The sequence below is a fragment of the Porphyromonas gulae DSM 15663 genome (assembly GCF_000378065.1).
Lineage (GTDB): Bacteria > Bacteroidota > Bacteroidia > Bacteroidales > Porphyromonadaceae > Porphyromonas > Porphyromonas gulae.
The window spans coordinates 43,520-61,842 of sequence record NZ_KB899158.1 but is presented as its reverse complement, the minus strand read 5'-3'; the positions used below and the strand labels follow the sequence as shown (position 1 = coordinate 61,842).

Sequence of the window (18,323 nt, the reverse complement as noted above, 5' to 3'; positions counted from 1 at the left end):
GACGAATAGGTTTAGCAGGGCGACCATTGTTTTGGCAATACAAAGGTTTGAAGGCCGTATCGAATTTGGCCCAATCTATTTTGTCAGCTAATTTATAGAGTGGGTGCGATTGGTTCAGCATGTCTGATAGACTGCTGAATAATGAAGGGGTATTATAGGGCTTTTTAATCATAAAATCTGCAAGTTTTCTGCTATGAAGATAAGAAAACTTGCAGATTTAGCAAAGATATTCGCAAACTAATTTGCTGAATATCAGAGATTAAAAAGAATTTTAAGGGACGACTAGTTAGCGATCAACTTAAGTGATCGGCCTCTCTCGATCAGATCTTTGCCGATCGGAATGTCGAACACCGAGCAGAGGACATCGCAATCGGCAATGCGCTCTGCAATTTCCTCTTGCGTAAAGTCACGCCCTTTCGGAGGGAAAATCACATCGTGATGAGCGGTAAGCCGATCGAATCCTTCGGTTACCGTGTCAAAAGCCACTAATATCTTTGCCATGATTATAACGTATTGCTGCCCGCACCGAGAGACCAAATGCCTACTCCTTGCATAATTGATCCATTGCAAAGATGAGCTAAGCCTAATCCTCTATCGGACAGTTTGTACCGGAAAATATATAACGAAGAGGCTGCCCCGAAGTCAATATCGAACTCCGAGGCAGCCTCTTTTGTCAGGAGGGAAAACCCTCAGCCTCCATATCTGGAGGCTTCGAGCAGACTCCCTTTATTACTTAATCAGATACTTCTGAACGAATGCAGGCTTGCCTCCTTCTGTGATGCGGAAGATATGCACACCGCGCTGCAAACGTACCGGGAGCGTGTAAGAGCCTGATCCTGCGGGCAGCTGAGAGGTGAATACCTTTACGCCCAAAAGATTGTACACTTCAAGGGCAAGACGCTTGCCATTGCTGTTATACTGCAATGTACAAGTATTGCCGCTTTGGATAAGACTTATACGCTCCAACCCGATGTTGGTCAAGCCCGTGCCACCACCTTTGTACTTGAAGTTGACATTAACGGTAGCGAGCTCTGTGCCCGGGGCACCGCTTTCGGGGAAGCAACTAAAGGTGAAAGCACCTGTATGTCCCTCATTAGAAACAGGGAATGCATAATGCAAAGAGAAGAACTCTCCTTCACCATCAAGACCTTCCACTACAGGAGAAACAGGAACATCCTCCTGCATGCACTGGCCGAAACAGAGGGTGAAGTGTCCGCCTCCGATCATTTCTTGCTTGGTGATCTTGCCAATTACGTTGATAGGTGTAGCGGATTGATTGATAACATTTCCGGTTATATCCATGGTCTCCGTGCCACCTTCTGTCGTAAAAGCTGTGATATCTACAGTGGCATTGTTTTCCAAGATGGCATCTCCCACCTTGATCACAACTTGTGCATTGAGGGCGGCAACCAAACCGATCAACAATGCGATACTGATAAAGATTTTCCTCATATTTCTTTTTTTGTTTTGTTCGTTATTTGCCCGATTTGGGGTTGATCTTTACTTGCACGACGTCATACACTTCGAATGTCTGCGCATCGTACACAAAGGCCACAACAGAATAGTTCTCGGCCACGAAAGACATACCCGAGAGCGGTTCAGTGGCGTAATTATACGAATAATCTTTCAGATCCACAAATTCTTCGCCCCAAATACCATTAACAGCCGCACGCAACACGTGATTGTGCTCGTAATCTTGTATGGTAGCACCACCGTCCGTCTGGGGAGCGATCACTTTGTCCTCCAGCAGATATACCTGAACCATCGACTTCGGGAGTGTATTTCCCTCCAGGATCTTGCCCTTTACTGTCACTTTGATCTTTTGGGCATCGGTATACTCGGCCACGGCAAAGATATTCATCTTCGCCTTTTGGTCCATCTGTTCGGCGATAGGCACGTCCCACGTTTTGTAGCTCTTGTCATAAACGTAGGAGGAGCCGAACTTTTTGCGAGAAACCATCAAGGCAGGAAGAGGTGCATTATTGGCAAATTTGCTATAATATGCATCTCCGGCTTCTGTACGGAAAAGAGGCGGCACGAGAGATGCAGGGCCGGCATGTATACCGACAACAGTCAATCTCTTACCGTATTGCTCCTTGAGAGCCGCCAGTTTGCGATGACCTTTCGGGCAGTTGAGACACTTTTGGCCGGTAAATTCTTCGGCCAAGACATATTTTTCTGTATGCGTCTGCGTAATATCGATCTCAGTAGGATTGTCATCCGGATTGTCAGGAGTCACGTTGATCGGAGCCGGCAAGAGGGTTTGATCCTTGTCGATTATATCGCAACTTGCAACAGCGAAGACCATTGCAAGGCTCGTAAGCGAGAGAAATAGCTTTTTCATCCGTGTTTTCTTCGTTTAATTAGAGATTGGTGCTATAAGAAAGGTAGAAACCCTGAGTCTCGGGAACCACACGGCATACACCGCCCGAGCAGTTCATTCCCGCACGTGTTTTGCCCGCAGAGAAAGCCACACGGTGCGCACCGTGAGTATAGGTAATGGCTCCCATGACGTAGTGCTTCTTGGTCTCACCGATATTATACTGTTCGGAGAGGGAGAGCATCAGAGAGGGCAGGATGGATAGCTCCGCCATGCCGTAGATCCAGTCGCCCTGATCCTGCTTGGTGTGCAGGTATTGTAGTTCGGTACGAAGGGCCACCTTGTTGCTCAATTTATACTTACCGTCATAGACGAAGATATTGGCATAGATCTTCTCATGTTTCTCACCGGCAGCACCATGGAGCACCATGTTGTTGTAGATCTGATTCAGATAGGTAAGCGTGAAATTGAATCCGGGGCTTACCTTCTTGGTAATCTCTACATCTATGTCCGAGTAATAGAGGTCACCCATGCCGAAGAAAGAAGCCGTATAACCATCCGTTCCGATCAGTTCGTCAGGATTCTCTTTCAGCATCTTTTTGTCCAGACCCCGCACATGCGATACGTTGATGCGCAAGCCCGTACCATAGCGTCCGCCGAGAGCCGTGCGGCGAGCAAAGTTGTAACGCAATTCTCCCTGAAAAGCCCATTCGCCCTGAGGCTGAGTAGCATACGGGTAGATGGCCGCCAGCGTATAGGTGTGTGCTTGCGTAAAGGCCGGCATATAGTTGATCATAAGCGGTGTAAGCTGAGCACTTCGCTTGCTGCGGAAAGCAAAGTTCTCACAGCGTTTGGCCTGCAAGAGGACGCTCATCCCCTTTTTGGAGTATGAAGCGGAGAGTAGCGCGGCCTGCCCGTCGTGGTAGATGTAGTCGTTGTCGGCCGAGGGGTCGTTGTATTTGTAGCCATACTCTGCATAGAGAGCGAGGCCGCCTTTCTGGAAGTTGGTACGTATGCCCATGATAGGCACGTTCAACGGCAGGTTGAGTCGCTTACGATCTTCTCCGACTCCTACGTATATATCCTCATCGGCTTCGTGTTTGGAGACAAACGAGCCTCCGATAGTCAAATGATAGTCGTTGTCCCGCATAGCACTGCTCCAGCGCTCCACATTCAGCTCCAAATCCGAACCCAGCAGATAGCCACGATCGGAATTGAATACCTTGCCCGTACGATCAAAGTAGTTGCGCTGCTGTCCGGCAATAGCCTTAAGGCGTACGCCGTCGAAAGGAGCCAGCACGACACGTCCGCCACGGACTGCGTTGTCGATACCGAGGTTGCGCTCTTCGTAGGTACGGAATACCATACCGCTGCCGAACTGATCGTAGAAATCGCCCATCGTCAGCTCTGCCCAGCGATAGTTCCCCTTGACATACATGTGAGGGATGCCGCGTCCCACTTCGGGTTCGTGTCCCGGCAACGGTTTATAGAGATCCTCGAAACGGGCTCCAAACTCCAAATAATTGTTCTTGAGGATACCCATGATGTAGGAGTTGCCGAACCAGGTATTTTTGGATTCCTTTGCTGTAGAGAGCAACATATCGCTCTGAATGCTAAAGTTGGCACGCATCGGTTGCCACTTATCCTCCGAATCGGTCTCTTGGGCAGTAGCCTTATTGAGAGTAGAAGATCGCATGCTTGTAAGAATACGATTATCACTCGTGTCCGTACTGTCCGCCGGTGCTGCAAAAACCACAGAAGCTGCCGGCACGAGGGCCAGCAGCATGATCAATTTACGGGTCATAATGTCTTGTTTGTCTTTCTATTTTATAGATAGTAGTCCTCCGCGAGAGAGGAGAGAAAGGTTACTTCACCAGCTCACGAACCTTTTTGATCAGTTCGGCTTCTCCGCCTTCCGTATAGCCGGTATGATTGTACACGACCTTACCATTGCCATCGACGATGAATACGGCAGGAATGAGCGATACGTTCATGGCGCGCTTGAAGTCGCCGTTGCTGTCGAGCAGCACTTCGTATTCCCACCCGTTGCCATCTGCCAACGGCTTCACCTTCTGGGCGTTTTGGCCTTCATCGATAGATACGGCTATAAGTCTTACGCCTGTCTCGTCCTGCCAGTCTGCATACACCTCTTGAATGGCCTTCAATTCGCGCAGACAGGGTTTACAGTTGGTGGCGAAAAAGCTGATGATCATCGGCTTGCCGGCATTCTCCAGCTTATTGGTCTGCACCGTTTTACCTTCAATGTTTTTCAAACTAACGGCCGGAAGCTGAGCATATGCATTCAAGCCGAACAACAACCCGATCAGGGCGATAAAGAAGCGTTTCATCTGTTCCTTTTTAGATTAAAATTATTTTGGATGCGAACAAATATAGTATTTTTTCCAAAATGCACCGTTTCCCATCCATTTCCTTACACTTTGTCATCCGCGGGCAGGCGCAGCATACCGATATTATATAGCATCAAAAGCCTGCCCGACACCGACAGCATCCCGATTCACTTAAGGAAGCCAATCGTGGCAAAGACAGTCCCTGCGGACACTTCTTTTAGAAGCTATATCCCAAGGAAAGGAAAGGCCAAATGGCAGAGGTGCTGATGTAATTGTCTATGAAGGGAATTTTGAACATGGGGCTTAATCCGATACGGAAGACAAATCCCCCTTGCGGTCTCTGATAGCGGTAAGCCACCGTGGCGTTGCCTCCGAAAGCAAAACCGTATGAGCTGTCCTCTTGCAAATGGTCGTTGTAATAGGCAGACGAATGCCCTCTGGCCAGAAGGGGCACCATGCCAAGACCCAGCTCCAAATGATGATTTTTCGCTCCTAACAGCACATTGCACTCCATGGGTAGTAAGACAGCCTCAGCCGCAACTTTACCCCAAAGGAAGCTGTCTCCGGATGTGTAAAGGCCTGATTGTGATACCCCCATAAAGCCTAATCCGGCTCTAAGGCCAAGCCAATTGATCTTATCTCCCAAACGGTATTCGTACGAAGCACCTACGAAGCCTTTATTGCCAAGTAGGTCCAATGCAACATGATGGCGTTTCAATGTGTGTTTTCTTTCGCTTTGTGCCGAAAGATTTGCTATGGGGCTGAAAACGACAGCCAATAGGATCGAAAGTAATGTCAGTTTCTTTTTCATAATGGGTTTGACTTTTTGATTAGCGGCCGCAAAAATAGCAAAAAAGCGATTCGCCGAGCGACGTCCACTCTTCCCTTGAAAAAGGCTTATTCCGGAACTATACACCATATATAATATAAGAGAGGCACTTTCTGAAGTCTTCGTTCTCATCTCAGAGAAAAAAGTCAAGCGTAAAAGGCTCAAAAAACGGCGCGTGTTTCTGAAAATTTTGGCGTGTCTTTTTTTTCGTTTTGGCGCGTCTTTTTTTGAGTTCCCGAACCAAAAGAAAAACTTTTACGAACCACGTTTTTGCGAACCACACGTCTCCATCCTTTCGAACGAAAATTATCTCCCGATCCTTCCTCGCGCAAAAAGAAAAAAATGACATCTCAAAAAAGTGTATTAAACAAGATTCCAATCGAAAGATCGGGCCGGAATACAGCGACCAGGCACCGATAGCCCCTAAAATACGTATTAACACGCAAAAAAGTCAGGTGTTTTCACGTAGAAAATCCCCAATGACACAGTCTAACTTTGCTTGTGAGTAAAGGACAGGAAAAGGAGGCAGTCTAAGGTTGCTCCCTCTTTCTGTTTTTCATGTGGTTACATCTATAGACTGTAAGCAACTATTATAAAAACATATGAAAAGGAAAACACGATTGCTGCTTATCGGGATCGCTCTGATTGCAGGACTGATCCCCTCCCTTCGGGCACAGCAGATCGGGCTAAAGACCAATCTGCTTTATTGGGGCACGACTACACCTAATGCAGGATTGGAGTTTCGCATGGGTAAGAAGTGGACACTCGATGTTTCGGGAGGTTACAATCCTTTCACATTCAGCCACCATCGCAAGCTCAAACATTGGCTCGTGGCTCCGGAACTTCGCTATTGGACGTGTGAGGCTTTCTCCGGCCACTTCTTCGGACTTCATGGCATCGGAGGAGAGTACAATGTGAATGATATCGACATCCCTGTCGGTCGGCTCAAAAATCTCAACAACTATCGACACGAAGGATACGCCATCGGTGCCGGCCTGACCTATGGCTATCAATGGTTGTTGGGCAAAAGATGGAATCTGGAGGCATCGATCAGCGGAGGATTCGTCCACTTCGACTATGACAAATTCGAATGTGCCAAGTGCGGCAAAAAGATCGAAGAAGGTAAGTACAACTACTTCGGCGTAACGAAAGCTACACTTTCGCTCATATACATCATTAAGTAATACCATAATTATACTGACAAGCTATATGAAACAGAGTCGCTATATCATCCTGTCGCTTCTCTTCGGAATGTCCACGCTTGCCGTGATAGCTCAAACCCATCTAGGAGGTATTAAGGTAAGCGAGAAGCACGTGATCAAGAAAACGGGACATACTGCCAACGTAAAGATGAACCTGAATCTGACGGCCATGCCGGATATGAAGAGCAATCTGCTGATGGTGGTTACACCCATTATCCGCTCCAATACGTCGAACGATCAGGTCGCTCTTCGTCCATTTCTGCTTATGGGGAACAGACGCTACCGGATCATCGATCGTCGTATCACTCTCGACAAACACCACATCTACAATCAACCTGACACCAAACCTTCGGCCATGGTAAAGCGTCACAATGGCAAGGAGCAGAGCATGGACTATTCTGCGGCTACACCTTATAGGCCGTGGATGCGCCATTCTTCCATGATTCTTTTGGCAGAAAACACCGGTTGCGCGGACTGCCCGCTCGGTTCAGAAGAAACGACACTTACGGACGATGCTTTGGTACCACTGTATGAAGCAGACTACCGATACCAAATCATAGTACCGGAAGGCGAACTACTGAAAAAACGTGAAGAAACCCTCTCCGCTCACCTGGCCTATCGGGTAGGGAAATATACTGTACTACCGGATTTTGATGGCAACCCCACAGAACTGGCACGTATCGATAGCAAACTGAAAGAAATCAGAGGCGATAGCGACATCACTTTCGAGAAACTCAGCATGGTAGGATACGCCTCACCGGAAGGGGGTGCAGAGTACAACGTACAGCTTTCTAAGGATCGGGCACACTCCTTTGCAGACTATCTTATGCGCAAGTACCCGATCCTGAAGAATCGATTCGAAAACGATTGGAAAGGACCCGACTGGGCAGGTCTGCGCACTGCAGTGGTCAAGAGCGACCTCTCACAAAAGGCTGCCATATTGGACATCATAGACCAAAAGCCGGCCGGCGAGCGCACAGCTGCTCTGCAAGCCATCGATGGAGGTTCTCTCTATGCCACATTGCTCTCGGACTATTACCCCCCGCTTCGCCGAAGCGAACTCACTTTCCATATCGTGGTCAAAGGATTTGAGTTGGACAAAGCACGTGAAATTATCAAGACACACCCCTCTCGTCTGAGTCTGGCAGAGGTCTACGCCGTAGCACAGAGCTATCCGGAAGGGAGCTACGAACGCTACGAGACGTGGACAACAGCCGAGAAAGCTTTCCCGAAAGCGATAGAACCGACAGCCAATGCGGCCATCATAGACCTTCGTGCCGGCAGGTATCCACAAGCTCTGGCTCGCCTCGAAGCGCGTAAGGACGAACCCAAGCTATGGATGCTGTTAGGCTTGGCATATGCTTACAGCGAAAAATGGGCTGAAGCCGAAAGCTACCTTACTCGCGCTGCTCAGCAAGGCCAGCCCGGAGCGCAGCATAACCTCGACGAACTGCGACACTATATGCAGGACAATCTCTAAATCGAAAAAGATCCTAATAAAACAATATTCACTTTTAAAACAAAAACGAGATGAAAAAGACTAAGTTTTTCTTGTTGGGACTTGCTGCCCTTGCTATGACAGCTTGTAACAAAGACAACGAAGCAGAACCCGTTGTAGAAGGTAACGCTACCATTAGCGTAGTATTGAAGACCAGCAATCCGAATCGTGCTTTCGGGGTTGCAGATGACGAAGCAAAAGTGGCTAAGTTGACCGTAATGGTTTATAATGGAGAACAGCAGGAAGCCATCGAATCAGCCGAAAATGCGACTAAGATTGAGAATATCAAATGTGGTGCAGGCTCACGTACGCTGGTCGTAATGGCCAATACGGGAACAATGGATCTGACTGGCAAGACTCTTGCAGATGTAAAAGCATTGACAACTGAACTGACTGCAGAAAACCAAGAGGCTGCAGGTTTGATCATGACGGCAGAGCCAAAAGCAATCGTTTTGAAGGCAGGCAAGAACTATATTGGATACAATGGAGCCGGAGAGGGCAACCACATTGAGAATGATCCTCTTGAGATCAAGCGTGTACATGCTCGCATGGCTTTCACCGAAATTAAAGTGCAGATGAGCGCAGCCTACGATAACATTTACACATTTGCTCCTGAAAAGATTTATGGTCTCATTGCAAAGAAGCAATCTAATTTGTTCGGGGCAACACTCGTGAATGCAGACGCTAATTATCTGACAGGTTCTTTGACCACATTTAACGGTGCTTACACACCTGCCAACTATGCCAATGTGCCTTGGCTGAGCCGTAATTACGTTGCACCTACCGCCAATGCTCCTCAGGGCTTCTATGTATTAGAAAATGACTACTCAGCTAACGGTGGGACTATTCATCCGACAATCCTATGTGTTTATGGCAAACTTCAGAAAAACGGAGCCGACCTGGCGGGAGCCGATTTAGCAGCTGCTCAGGCCGCCAATTGGGTGGACGCAGAAGGCAAGACCTATTACCCTGTATTGGTAAACTTCAACAGCAACAACTATACTTATGACAATGGTTATACGCCTAAGAATAAAATTGAGCGTAACCATAAGTATGATATTAAGCTGACAATCACAGGGCCTGGAACAAACAATCCCGAGAATCCTATCACAGAGTCTGCTCACTTGAACGTACAGTGTACTGTAGCTGAGTGGGTTCTCGTTGGTCAGAATGCTACTTGGTAATCAACCCTCAAACCAATAAAAGAAAAAACTTTCATAGTTTGTTTACATTGGAATACAGGGAGCGGGGTTCGCTCCACTCCCTGTATTCATTCTCTCTAAAATCGAATAGGGAAATCTGAATCACCAATCAAAGAATTATAGTTATGAACGACGCTAAGAAATATATCGTATCGGTGCTGATCTTACTCGTATCCGGAATGTTTGGCGGATGTGTTAAAGAGGACTATTCCGATTGTCCCCGTCCGTTTCGCCTCACTGTCAGGGCATGGGATGCCGATATGCAGGATATAACCGAATCCGGAGCCGTGCAGCGCGTCGTTATTTTCGTCTTCGACGAAACCGGACGCCGCATCGACCGACTGATGATGGACGCCGCACAAGTAGCTGCACGCAAGCCGATACCATTGGAATACGACGGCCCTACGACTGTGTCCTTTGTGGCATGGGCTAATCCCGACGATCACATGTTGGCAGAGACAGCCGATGTGCAGAACGTCAAAGACTTATTCTTCAGACTGGCCTCTACCAATGGTATAGCCCAATCGCCTGAAGACCTTTTTTCCGGCGTACTGACCTGTCCGATAGAGTACGGCTCCATCGAACAGGGACAGGATCAGACCGTAGATATCTACCGCCGTACGGCACAAGTACATATCATAATACGTGGCTATCAAGAGTGGCTGGACGCTAATGGCCCCAGACAACTGCCTGACTATGCCGACATTCTTCTGGGAGAAACTCCCGACACCTATACCGGCCTCGCCGACCTCATCGGCAATGCCGTTCAATACCGTCCCGACGGACAGATCCAAAACGGGGATTTCATTTCTTCCATCTTCCGTATTTATCCCACCCTCGACTCCACTCCTTTGCACCTCAAGCTCTATGCATATGGGGAAGAGTTGCTAAACTTCAGTGCAGGGTCGGATGGAGTGCCTTTCATTCCCGTTGTAGGCAAAATGCTGAACATCTACATAGATCTCCGTGGTGCAAACCTCAGCGTGATCGTATCCGTCACTCCTTGGGACGTAGTGCAACAATATGCAGAATACTAATCTGACAACTATTATGGAAATGAAATACTTGCATCACTCATCGAGGCGTCTTTCACATCTTCTACTTCTATTGTTTTTTGCAATGGGAGTGGTGGCATGTACCAAGGAAGATAATCCCGATCAGCCCACCTCGGACGATGTGGCAACGGTAAAGATGTCGCTTGACGACGTTGAAATACGAAACGGAGATCTCTACTCAGGTGAAGATCTGATAAAGAAAGTGCGCATATTCGTCTTTCGCGAAGGGCTAAACGGCCTTTGGGCTCTCGACAACCAAAAACTATTCATATCGGGACAATCCGATTTCCAAAATCCTTTTACGATCAGTGCACATGCCGGCCCTCGCCAGATATACGTGATTGCCAACGAACCCGATGCTCTCACGACAAAACTGAACAAAATCCTTTTCAAGAAAGAACTTGATGATATTCAGGCTCCTGACGTGAACGGGCCGATAGCTCAACCCTTCACCATGACGGGAATGGTGATAGCAACCCTTAACCCGCAAAACACTGTGGAAGCAAACGTCAGCCTCAACCGCATTGCAGCCAAAATCACACTGGACATCAAGCAAGTTACTCCCGGTAGCGATGTAATCAAGATTACCAACGTACAGATTCTTCGCAACGCCAAGAACTCTCGCCTGCTCGAAGGTAGTACGAGCAAGCCTACAGGATATTGGAATTGGACGAATGCCTATGACGTTCCATTGACGAACAACGGTAGCGCGCAGAGCATCATCCCCGCAGCTGCTCCGCTCTACGTATATGAAAACATAGGCTCTGCAGCGGACTCTACAGGCCGTGCTACGCAGCTTGTGGTAGACGCCCTCTACAATGGCATCAAGACGCGCTACTATGCCTATGTGAACGATCAGACCACTACGGCCGATCATCACTACGCCATCCACCGCAACCACCATTATAAACTGGACGGGACAATCACAAAAATCGGCGAATTCAGCAGCTTGCTCCTCACGACCACAGTCCTTCCGTGGACGGTAGAGAACTTGGATCATGGTTTTCTCGTACCATATTTTGCGCTAATTCAGCCGGAGAATATCCTCGAACTCCCTCAAAACAACGTGACCATCTCCAACCCGCTTACCATTCAAATCAAAATCAAAGGAACAGATTGCAGCCAATGGCTTGCGACACTCGATAACGGATTGGAATTCGGATTCGATACGGTCAATGGTGTAAACACAGGGGAAGCTGATGGGTATACAGGATACACTGTTATCGTTAAGCCACTGAAAGCACCTACGAACCACGACCGACAGGCGAAACTGTACTTTACCGTGAATGGAAAAAAGGTAGTTCTAAAGAAAGGTAATGGCGTCCAGCTGACAGACATTACCATCGTACAACAAGGGCACTAAAGGACAAGAAGAAACTAAGATGAAAACGAAACTTAAGATAAATCTATTGGCTATACTCTTTGTCTCTATTGTGACAGGGTGTATCCACGAAAAGGTAGACAATCCTGAGACAGATCCGTCTTCGCTTATCCTAAGGGTGCAGCTTTCGGAAGGAGGGGAAGGGCGTAGCACTGAGGCAGGAGAGACCTCTTATGGAGAAAATGCGATAGAGCATTTGGCTGTGGTTTTCTACCATGGTGGAACAAAGGTATGGGAAGCCGTTCCGACAGTACAGTCCGTAGGCAATTATATAATCCCTGTACCTCAACACATGTACGGACAGTTCGATGGCACGAAAGAATTTAATATCTACTTAATCGCCAACGTTCATGGTTTCGCCGGTCCCAATTCCGAGACAGATCTTCCTAAAAAGGTAATCAGCAATGATATTGCCGTTTCCTCATCTTCCGGGACACCTCCCGACAAGTTCGCCATGTACGGCTTTACGTCGAAGCAGATCAATATGGCGACATCCGAAGGCAAACAGCTTGGCAACATCAATCTAAAGCGAGTGGCGGCAAAAATCAGGTTGAAAAGCCCAACAGTTATCGTTGAAGGATACACGATGGTAGGGCTTCCTCAGGCCAAATACAGGAACTACGTGAACAAGGGGTATCTGCAATTCGAAGATATTCCGTCAGGAGCCGATGCAGGTGGTGTCATTCCTTATAAGGAGCTGAACGAAGCAAATGGGACAGTTCACTTTTACTCCTATTATAATCAGTGGGAAGAAACCACTCCCGCAGATCAGCGGCCCGAGCTTATTCTGATGATCAAGCTTAAACAAGATGGTCAAACAGACAATCTGGCCAAAGCATACTATTACAGAGTTCCCATCAACGCTTCGGACAATAAAATCCGCAGCAACTACCTCTATGACATGAGTGTGACGATAGAAGTGCTGGGAGGCCTGGAGGAAGAGAACCCGATAGCACTGAACGGTACATTCTGCGTTTTACCATGGTCAGAGCATGCGGACGACCAGACTCTCCCTGACACGCAGTATCTGGAGGTAATTCCACAAGAAAGCGTAATGAATCTGATCACAGAGACCCACCTCAACTATAAGAGCTCTTCCACAATTGAAATTAAGGACGTCAAGGCTTCTTACACTTTTGTGAATGGAGAAACCGGAATAGAAACAACAGTTCACTACCATCCTAATCAGACTGCACCGGAATCGCACATCGGTCAATTCCCGATCGTAACGGAAGAATCAGGTAAGATCAAGGTTAGCTCGATCCTTCCGGTCAACAACGTTCCAAAGAAAATCACTTTTACAGTGAAGAATCTGAAAGGTGGGCTAACGAAGCAAGTTACGATTGTTCAAAATCCGTCAGAGTATGTAGTCCACACAATGGGTACTGCATCCTCTTGGCAACCGGGAGGAAACCTTGCGCCCGGGCTAAACAACAAAGCGATTTATCACATCGTCATTCTGGCTCCCACAGGAGATATGGTGACCGGATTCCCCCCGAGAGAAAACAAAGACTTTTATTATCAAAACAGTCCGGGAATTCCCAGTGGTTTGGTATACAGTGACGATGTAACCAACAGTTCAACAGAAACATCCCAAATGGTATCACCTTCTTTCGAATTGGCCTCTCAGTTAGGTGCGACTGTCATACAACCTTACGAAAAGGTAATAGGCGGGTATAACATCCATTCGAACTATGCGTCAGGAAGTGCCACGACTCGAAATGCATTAGGGACTTGTGCAGAATACTGGGAGAAACGTGTGGTCAACGGAGCTGAGGTTATCTTAAACGATTGGCGCTTACCTACCAAAAAAGAAGTGGAATTAGTGTATAGACTGCAAAAAGACCCAAAGAGTGCTGTGAAGGCTATCATGACCGGTAAATACTATTGGAGCAACCTCAAACACCCGGCCATTCACAACCCCGATGGAGAATTTGTGAACAACGTTTCAGAAAGCAGAGCGCACGTCCGCTGCGTTCGAGATGTGAAAGACGATATCAGGAAGAAAAAATGAAGAGAACGATGAAAAAGTTTCAGTATATACTTTTGCTATTGCTACTCACATCATGTGTAGCAGATCGGCACGAGCCCTGTCCCGGACAGATGGTGGAGGTCAGAGGAAGCATAATCGCGTCGGAATACCCTGTCAGGATAGCCACTTTCAACAAAGAGAATGCGGTAGAAAGTCTCGAGCTCTGGGTCTTCGACGAAGATGGCTGTTTTCTGGAACGAGCTGCAGCAAATATTTCAGGACAAAATTTCACTGCTACTATTACCGCTTCTGATAAAAAAAGAACCATTCACTTCATAGCCAACTATAACTTGCTGAACCCACAGACGTGGGTAGGTCACAGCCAGAAAGAGATGGTGCCTTCATTTTCTGTACAGGACGACCAAGAGACCATCCGGATGTGGGCAAAGAAAACCTATGACACAGGTATAGCAACCGCTACAGATTTGGGTCAGATTAAATTACTTCGCAACATGGCCAAGTTTGCCTTGTACGTTGCAGAGCCTTCTCAGAGCAAGTTATACGATGTATCCTTTTCATTGTACAATTCTCTGAACAAAGGCACGTTGGCTCCTTTCAACCCAAGTACCGGCGAGTTTGTCAATGACTATGTTACCGAGCCGGCCGGCACGACCTTTGCAGCTCCTCAACCTTTCAAACCGGCGGGAGACAACAATTTTTTCTATGGATTTGAGCGTGAAAATTCCATACAAACAGAAATCACCTGCTTGATTGTGAAAGCCAAATACGAAACCCCCTCCGCTGCATATAGCTATTATAAAATCGACTTGGTCAATGCCGACAAAGATCGGTACGATGTAATTCGAAATCATTTTTATAAAGTCAGTATCCTGCAAGCCAAAACGGCAGGGTATCCCTCCATCGAGGGAGCTTTACAAGGAGCTGCAGCCAACAACATTGCACTCAGCCCCGAGGTGCAGGTATTCCCCTCATTCTCGGACGGTACCGGCCTGCTTACTGTGAACAGTACTTATATGGCCTTTGTCAAGAAGGAAGCTACAGGCTATATTATTGCCTCCTATACTCCTCAGGGGTCAACCACTGCGGAGAATAACAAGATAGTCGTAGGCAATGTGACACACATAAACGGACAAGCGGTGATGGGCGTTCCGGTTAATGATGGTAATGGGAAGATTACCCTAACATTGAATCAGAACCCACCCTCCACGGGAGCCTATATAACAGATATAGTATTAGGTATCACCGGCAATCCCGACCTCAAGCGAAAGGTTCGTATTGTGGTTCGCAATCCATACTCCTATGATCTTTTTCAGGCAAACGGACAAGCGGCCTCGAACAATGTAATAAATGTAGCTTTGCCTACAGGGCAAGCAAAACCTCTGACAATCAAGGCGAAACTACCGGAAGTGTTTAATGAGGCTCTGCTACCTATTACGTTCAAAGTCTTTACAGAAAACTTCTACCCGGCTAATCCCGGGATGACCATAGGGATAGAGGGAGGAAAGACCTTGTACAAATACGTATTGACGACAATGCCTCAGAACAGGGAGTTCCAGCTTCCTTTCAAGTCAAACAAAGTGGAATCGTCCGAAGACATCATCGTCAAGATGAATTACTTCTATGACCAAAGGATTCAAGTGACAAATTAGATCATATTTCATTCTCTCCTTATAAATAATCGGGACACAGAGCGGCATATCCACGCTACGCTGTGTCCCGATTACTTTTGGGGAAGTATTCGGCAGATCGTCATACCCTCTACTTTACTGTGATCCCGGTGAGATGTTGCGCCCCGACTCTGTCCGCTCCGTCACGTCCTCCTTTGGGAGAGTATTTGCCATGAGGCATATCCTGAAGGATGAAAGCATTGGCCTTTCTGGCAGCGACCACCTTATCCGTTGCGGCAGTAGCAAGGCTATTGGCAAGCATATCGATCAGAATACCATTGCCGCTGCTGATAGAACAGTCCACAGAGACATCGGCACTGCGGCGGAACAGCTCCTCATTGGTTTTGGCCGAGCGCAAGATGTATTCCACCTGTACGCTGACAGTGGAGACGAGAGCAGCTTTAGACCAATTCTTGATTATAGTGAAAAGCACCGCATCGGCCTGAAATACATCGTAAAACGGCTTGAGATTTCCTTCCAGAAATTGCTCGGCATCCCCTGCACTCTCCTGACGCAAAAGTTCCATGGCGAGGTACGGGGAGAAGACGTAGAACCCTTTCTCCACCAAAGGCATCGTAAGCGTGGAGAAGAAATAGTCCTGCGCCTCTACGTGATTGGTCTCATTGATCGGCGGCATAATGAGGATAGCCACGGGAGACTCTTCGTACATCTTAGAATATACTACTTTCTTGATCGACTCTTGCGCATATCCGCTTCCGGCCATGGAGAGGGAGAGGAGGGCGCACAAAGCGATAGTACGTGAAAAAGCAGCTCTGATCGGCATTCTCATGGGTTCTGTAGTTGTTCGATGATTCTGCTGACAAATAAATTGCTTTCGGGATAAAGGGCCATCTCCATCTTGAGCATCCGGATGCCCTCTTCTATCCGTCCTTTCTTGACGAGGAGATAACCGTATTCGGCATATATACCGGGGGGAACAGTCTTGCGTATACCGCCCTGTTCCTTGATGATTTCCTCATAGGTTTTTAATAGCTTTTGTTCGGCCTCGGGTGTCTGTTTTTTCGAGTATGCATACGATTTTTCTTCATAGCCATGCCAAGAATAGAGCGTCTTGGTACCACAGTTGGAAAATGCGAAAGCGACGAAACACACAAGACCAGCAAGTAGAATTTTCTTCATAATCTGCAGAGTATTCGGATTACATCTTTTCGGCAAGGGCAAAGGCAGTCCGGCTCTTTGCCCTTGGCCTCTACATTTCGGCTATGGCAAATGGATCATTTTCCCATTATTGGTCGATACGAATATCTGCTTCTCATAGAGTCGGACTCCGGATCGGTCTGTGACGACTACCGTATGCTTGCCCGGACTTACGACTATGCGCTTGCCTTTGCGCACGGCATGCTTCTCCTTGATGGGCACTGCCTGCACGGCGGAGTCGCCGTCGATGCTGACGAATACGGTCTCACCCAGGTATTGCTTGCTTGCGGTCACGATCAGATAACTCTCGTCCTGCATACCATAACTGGCCGATGCCACAGAGCCGCAGGAACTGAAGGCTGCCACACTCGTCACGAGAACGAGCAAAACGATGAGGGAATGGATGATATTTCTTTTCATAACGATCTGATTTTGAAAGAACGGTTAACGTGGTTGTTCGATGTAATACTTGTCCGGCTCGCTTGCGTCGAATTGGCCGCTGACCAGCGTAGCAACGGCAAATTCCGTCTCCTGCGTATCGCCGCCTACAGCTTCTACCCTGATGGTCGCCACTTTCTTGCCGGGCAGCTCAAATGCGACTCCTGTCTGGGGATTTTTCACCTTCTTGCCACGGAGCATAACATCGAAGAGGTCTCCCTCCCGAAGGCCTTGCGACTGTCCTCCGGCTATAATGATGCCATCCTCATCGACATTGAGGAAGTAGGTACGCCAGGGTTTGTCCGTACACTTGTTTATTATATTTTCCACCAGCATATCTATAGCAGCGGATATGGCTTTGTCGCTGAGCGTAGCATCGAATCCGGCCTTACCGCCGAATCCCAGTGTGGACTTCGTGGTCGTCTCGGCCGTCCCCTTGCCCTCTTCCGAATAGATGATCATACCGGTAGCCACATCTACGATCCTGATGCTTACGCCGGCTTGCACGATCTGGCTCTTGGTGGCAGTAAAGACACCGTCATTGCCTGTCGTCTTGCGGCCGAATTCCGTTATCGACCCGAGAATGAGGTAGTCCGCACCGATGGTCTGCTTGGAGGCGGCATTGTTTTTCAGCTCTTCCTCTATCTTGTCGAGGTCTTCACGCTCAAGGAGGATAAACTTCCCCGTACCGGCCAACTTGGTCGATAAAATATCCAACGCCTGCTTGGCCATGGGATCGCTGTCTCGGTCATAGAAGATGCCTTTTCCATACTGCGTTTCGTTGGAGAATCGGCTAATGGCCACTTTCATTTTCAGCGTTCTATTTTGAGTGGTTCCGGCTTGCACGGAGGAAGATTGTGCGCCGGACTGCGCTTGTAGCATGAGTCCGCTGACACTCATCAGCAGTGCGAAAAGAATAGTTTTCATAAGCTCTCTTTTTGTTTTTTGACTATCTGCGTTTTTATTTGATATTGACAACAAAAATAGCCAAACTTCGTTTTGAAAAATGTTTTCCGGAACCGGAAATGCACGAATTGCGGTTCGTCTTTTCACGAAAAGACGCGCGGGAAAGTTTTCGTTTTGGCGCGTAAAAAATTTACTTCCCGCGCCAAAACGAAAAAATTCTCACGCCACGTTTTTCGGCTCCGCATACACTGGTTTTATCGTACGTGAAGAGTAAGGACTGTGCCGACAGCCTCATTCGGAGAAGCAGGACATCAGCCAGGACAAAA

18 protein-coding genes and 2 pseudogenes are annotated in these 18,323 nt (G+C 47.8%); 8 read left to right on the top strand and 12 right to left on the bottom strand.

From position 1 onward, the window contains the following. From F452_RS11980 to F452_RS0105070, 7 genes and pseudogenes are all read right to left on the bottom strand, one after another. Positions 1-172: pseudogene (locus tag F452_RS11980) on the bottom strand (IS5/IS1182 family transposase); the annotation flags it as partial. Positions 173-282: 110 nt separating this feature from the next. Next, positions 283-501 carry a Rossmann-fold NAD(P)-binding domain-containing protein gene (locus F452_RS0105095; protein ID WP_018965159.1) on the bottom strand — a complete coding sequence of 73 codons (219 nt, stop codon included), beginning with the start codon at positions 499-501 and terminating at the stop codon, positions 283-285. A gap of 228 nt (positions 502-729) precedes the next feature. Continuing rightward, positions 730-1,452, bottom strand: a complete 723-nt coding sequence (locus F452_RS0105090) for a T9SS type A sorting domain-containing protein (protein ID WP_018965158.1) — start codon at positions 1,450-1,452, stop codon at positions 730-732. Positions 1,453-1,474: 22 nt separating this feature from the next. Continuing rightward, entirely contained in the window at positions 1,475-2,344 is an 870-nt protein-coding gene (gene omp28 / locus F452_RS0105085; RefSeq protein ID WP_026292211.1) for an outer membrane lipoprotein Omp28, read from the bottom strand. Between the two features lie 19 nt (positions 2,345-2,363). Continuing rightward, positions 2,364-4,124, bottom strand: a complete 1,761-nt coding sequence (locus F452_RS0105080; RefSeq protein ID WP_018965156.1) for a DUF6029 family protein — start codon at positions 4,122-4,124, stop codon at positions 2,364-2,366. Positions 4,125-4,185: 61 nt separating this feature from the next. After that, a complete protein-coding gene (locus F452_RS0105075) occupies positions 4,186-4,668 on the bottom strand; it encodes a TlpA family protein disulfide reductase (protein WP_018965155.1) in 483 nt (160 codons plus the stop codon). Between the two features lie 217 nt (positions 4,669-4,885). Next, positions 4,886-5,479 carry a hypothetical protein gene (locus F452_RS0105070; protein ID WP_152566830.1) on the bottom strand — a complete coding sequence of 198 codons (594 nt, stop codon included), beginning with the start codon at positions 5,477-5,479 and terminating at the stop codon, positions 4,886-4,888. 620 nt (positions 5,480-6,099) lie between these two features. On the opposite strand from F452_RS0105070, the gene F452_RS0105060 reads away from it, so the two are divergent. The 7 genes from F452_RS0105060 to F452_RS0105030 all read left to right on the top strand — a co-directional run bounded on the left by F452_RS0105060 (position 6,100) and on the right by F452_RS0105030 (position 15,477). After that, complete coding sequence (locus tag F452_RS0105060; protein ID WP_018965152.1) at positions 6,100-6,681, top strand: DUF3575 domain-containing protein; 582 nt, start codon at positions 6,100-6,102, stop codon at positions 6,679-6,681. A gap of 25 nt (positions 6,682-6,706) precedes the next feature. Then, complete coding sequence (locus F452_RS0105055) at positions 6,707-8,179, top strand: DUF3868 domain-containing protein (protein ID WP_018965151.1); 1,473 nt, start codon at positions 6,707-6,709, stop codon at positions 8,177-8,179. A gap of 50 nt (positions 8,180-8,229) precedes the next feature. Continuing rightward, on the top strand, positions 8,230-9,381 hold the full coding sequence (locus F452_RS0105050; RefSeq protein WP_018965150.1) for a fimbrial protein: 1,152 nt from the start codon (positions 8,230-8,232) through the stop codon (positions 9,379-9,381). Positions 9,382-9,524: 143 nt separating this feature from the next. Then, positions 9,525-10,436 carry a FimB/Mfa2 family fimbrial subunit gene (locus tag F452_RS0105045; protein ID WP_018965149.1) on the top strand — a complete coding sequence of 304 codons (912 nt, stop codon included), beginning with the start codon at positions 9,525-9,527 and terminating at the stop codon, positions 10,434-10,436. 19 nt (positions 10,437-10,455) lie between these two features. Then, complete coding sequence (locus F452_RS0105040; RefSeq protein ID WP_235317534.1) at positions 10,456-11,817, top strand: fimbrial protein; 1,362 nt, start codon at positions 10,456-10,458, stop codon at positions 11,815-11,817. Positions 11,818-11,836: 19 nt separating this feature from the next. Then, positions 11,837-13,849 carry a fimbrial tip adhesin FimD gene (fimD, locus tag F452_RS0105035; protein WP_018965147.1) on the top strand — a complete coding sequence of 671 codons (2,013 nt, stop codon included), beginning with the start codon at positions 11,837-11,839 and terminating at the stop codon, positions 13,847-13,849. A gap of 8 nt (positions 13,850-13,857) precedes the next feature. Further along, the gene (locus F452_RS0105030; protein ID WP_235317533.1) at positions 13,858-15,477 is read left to right on the top strand and encodes a protein FimE; all 1,620 of its coding nucleotides are present in this window, start codon (positions 13,858-13,860) and stop codon (positions 15,475-15,477) included. Between the two features lie 109 nt (positions 15,478-15,586). On the opposite strand, the gene F452_RS0105025 is transcribed toward F452_RS0105030, so the two are convergent. The 5 genes from F452_RS0105025 to F452_RS13315 form a co-directional block, all read right to left on the bottom strand. Then, complete coding sequence (locus F452_RS0105025) at positions 15,587-16,279, bottom strand: GNA1162 family protein (protein WP_235317532.1); 693 nt, start codon at positions 16,277-16,279, stop codon at positions 15,587-15,589. Between the two features lie 2 nt (positions 16,280-16,281). Further along, on the bottom strand, positions 16,282-16,635 hold the full coding sequence (locus F452_RS0105020) for a DUF4810 domain-containing protein (RefSeq protein ID WP_026292209.1): 354 nt from the start codon (positions 16,633-16,635) through the stop codon (positions 16,282-16,284). A gap of 81 nt (positions 16,636-16,716) precedes the next feature. Then, positions 16,717-17,073, bottom strand: coding sequence for a hypothetical protein (locus F452_RS0105015; protein ID WP_018965143.1), 357 nt, complete (start codon positions 17,071-17,073; stop codon positions 16,717-16,719). Positions 17,074-17,097: 24 nt separating this feature from the next. Next, entirely contained in the window at positions 17,098-18,018 is a 921-nt protein-coding gene (locus tag F452_RS0105010) for a CsgG/HfaB family protein (protein ID WP_026292207.1), read from the bottom strand. Positions 18,019-18,140: 122 nt separating this feature from the next. After that, on the bottom strand, positions 18,141-18,203 hold the full coding sequence (locus F452_RS13315; protein WP_394358157.1) for a DUF1661 domain-containing protein: 63 nt from the start codon (positions 18,201-18,203) through the stop codon (positions 18,141-18,143). On the opposite strand from F452_RS13315, the pseudogene F452_RS13310 reads away from it, so the two are divergent. Next, positions 18,199-18,264, top strand: a pseudogene (locus tag F452_RS13310) (DUF1661 domain-containing protein); the annotation flags it as partial. The gene F452_RS13315 and the pseudogene F452_RS13310 overlap by 5 nt on opposite strands. Positions 18,265-18,323: the final 59 nt, after the last annotated feature.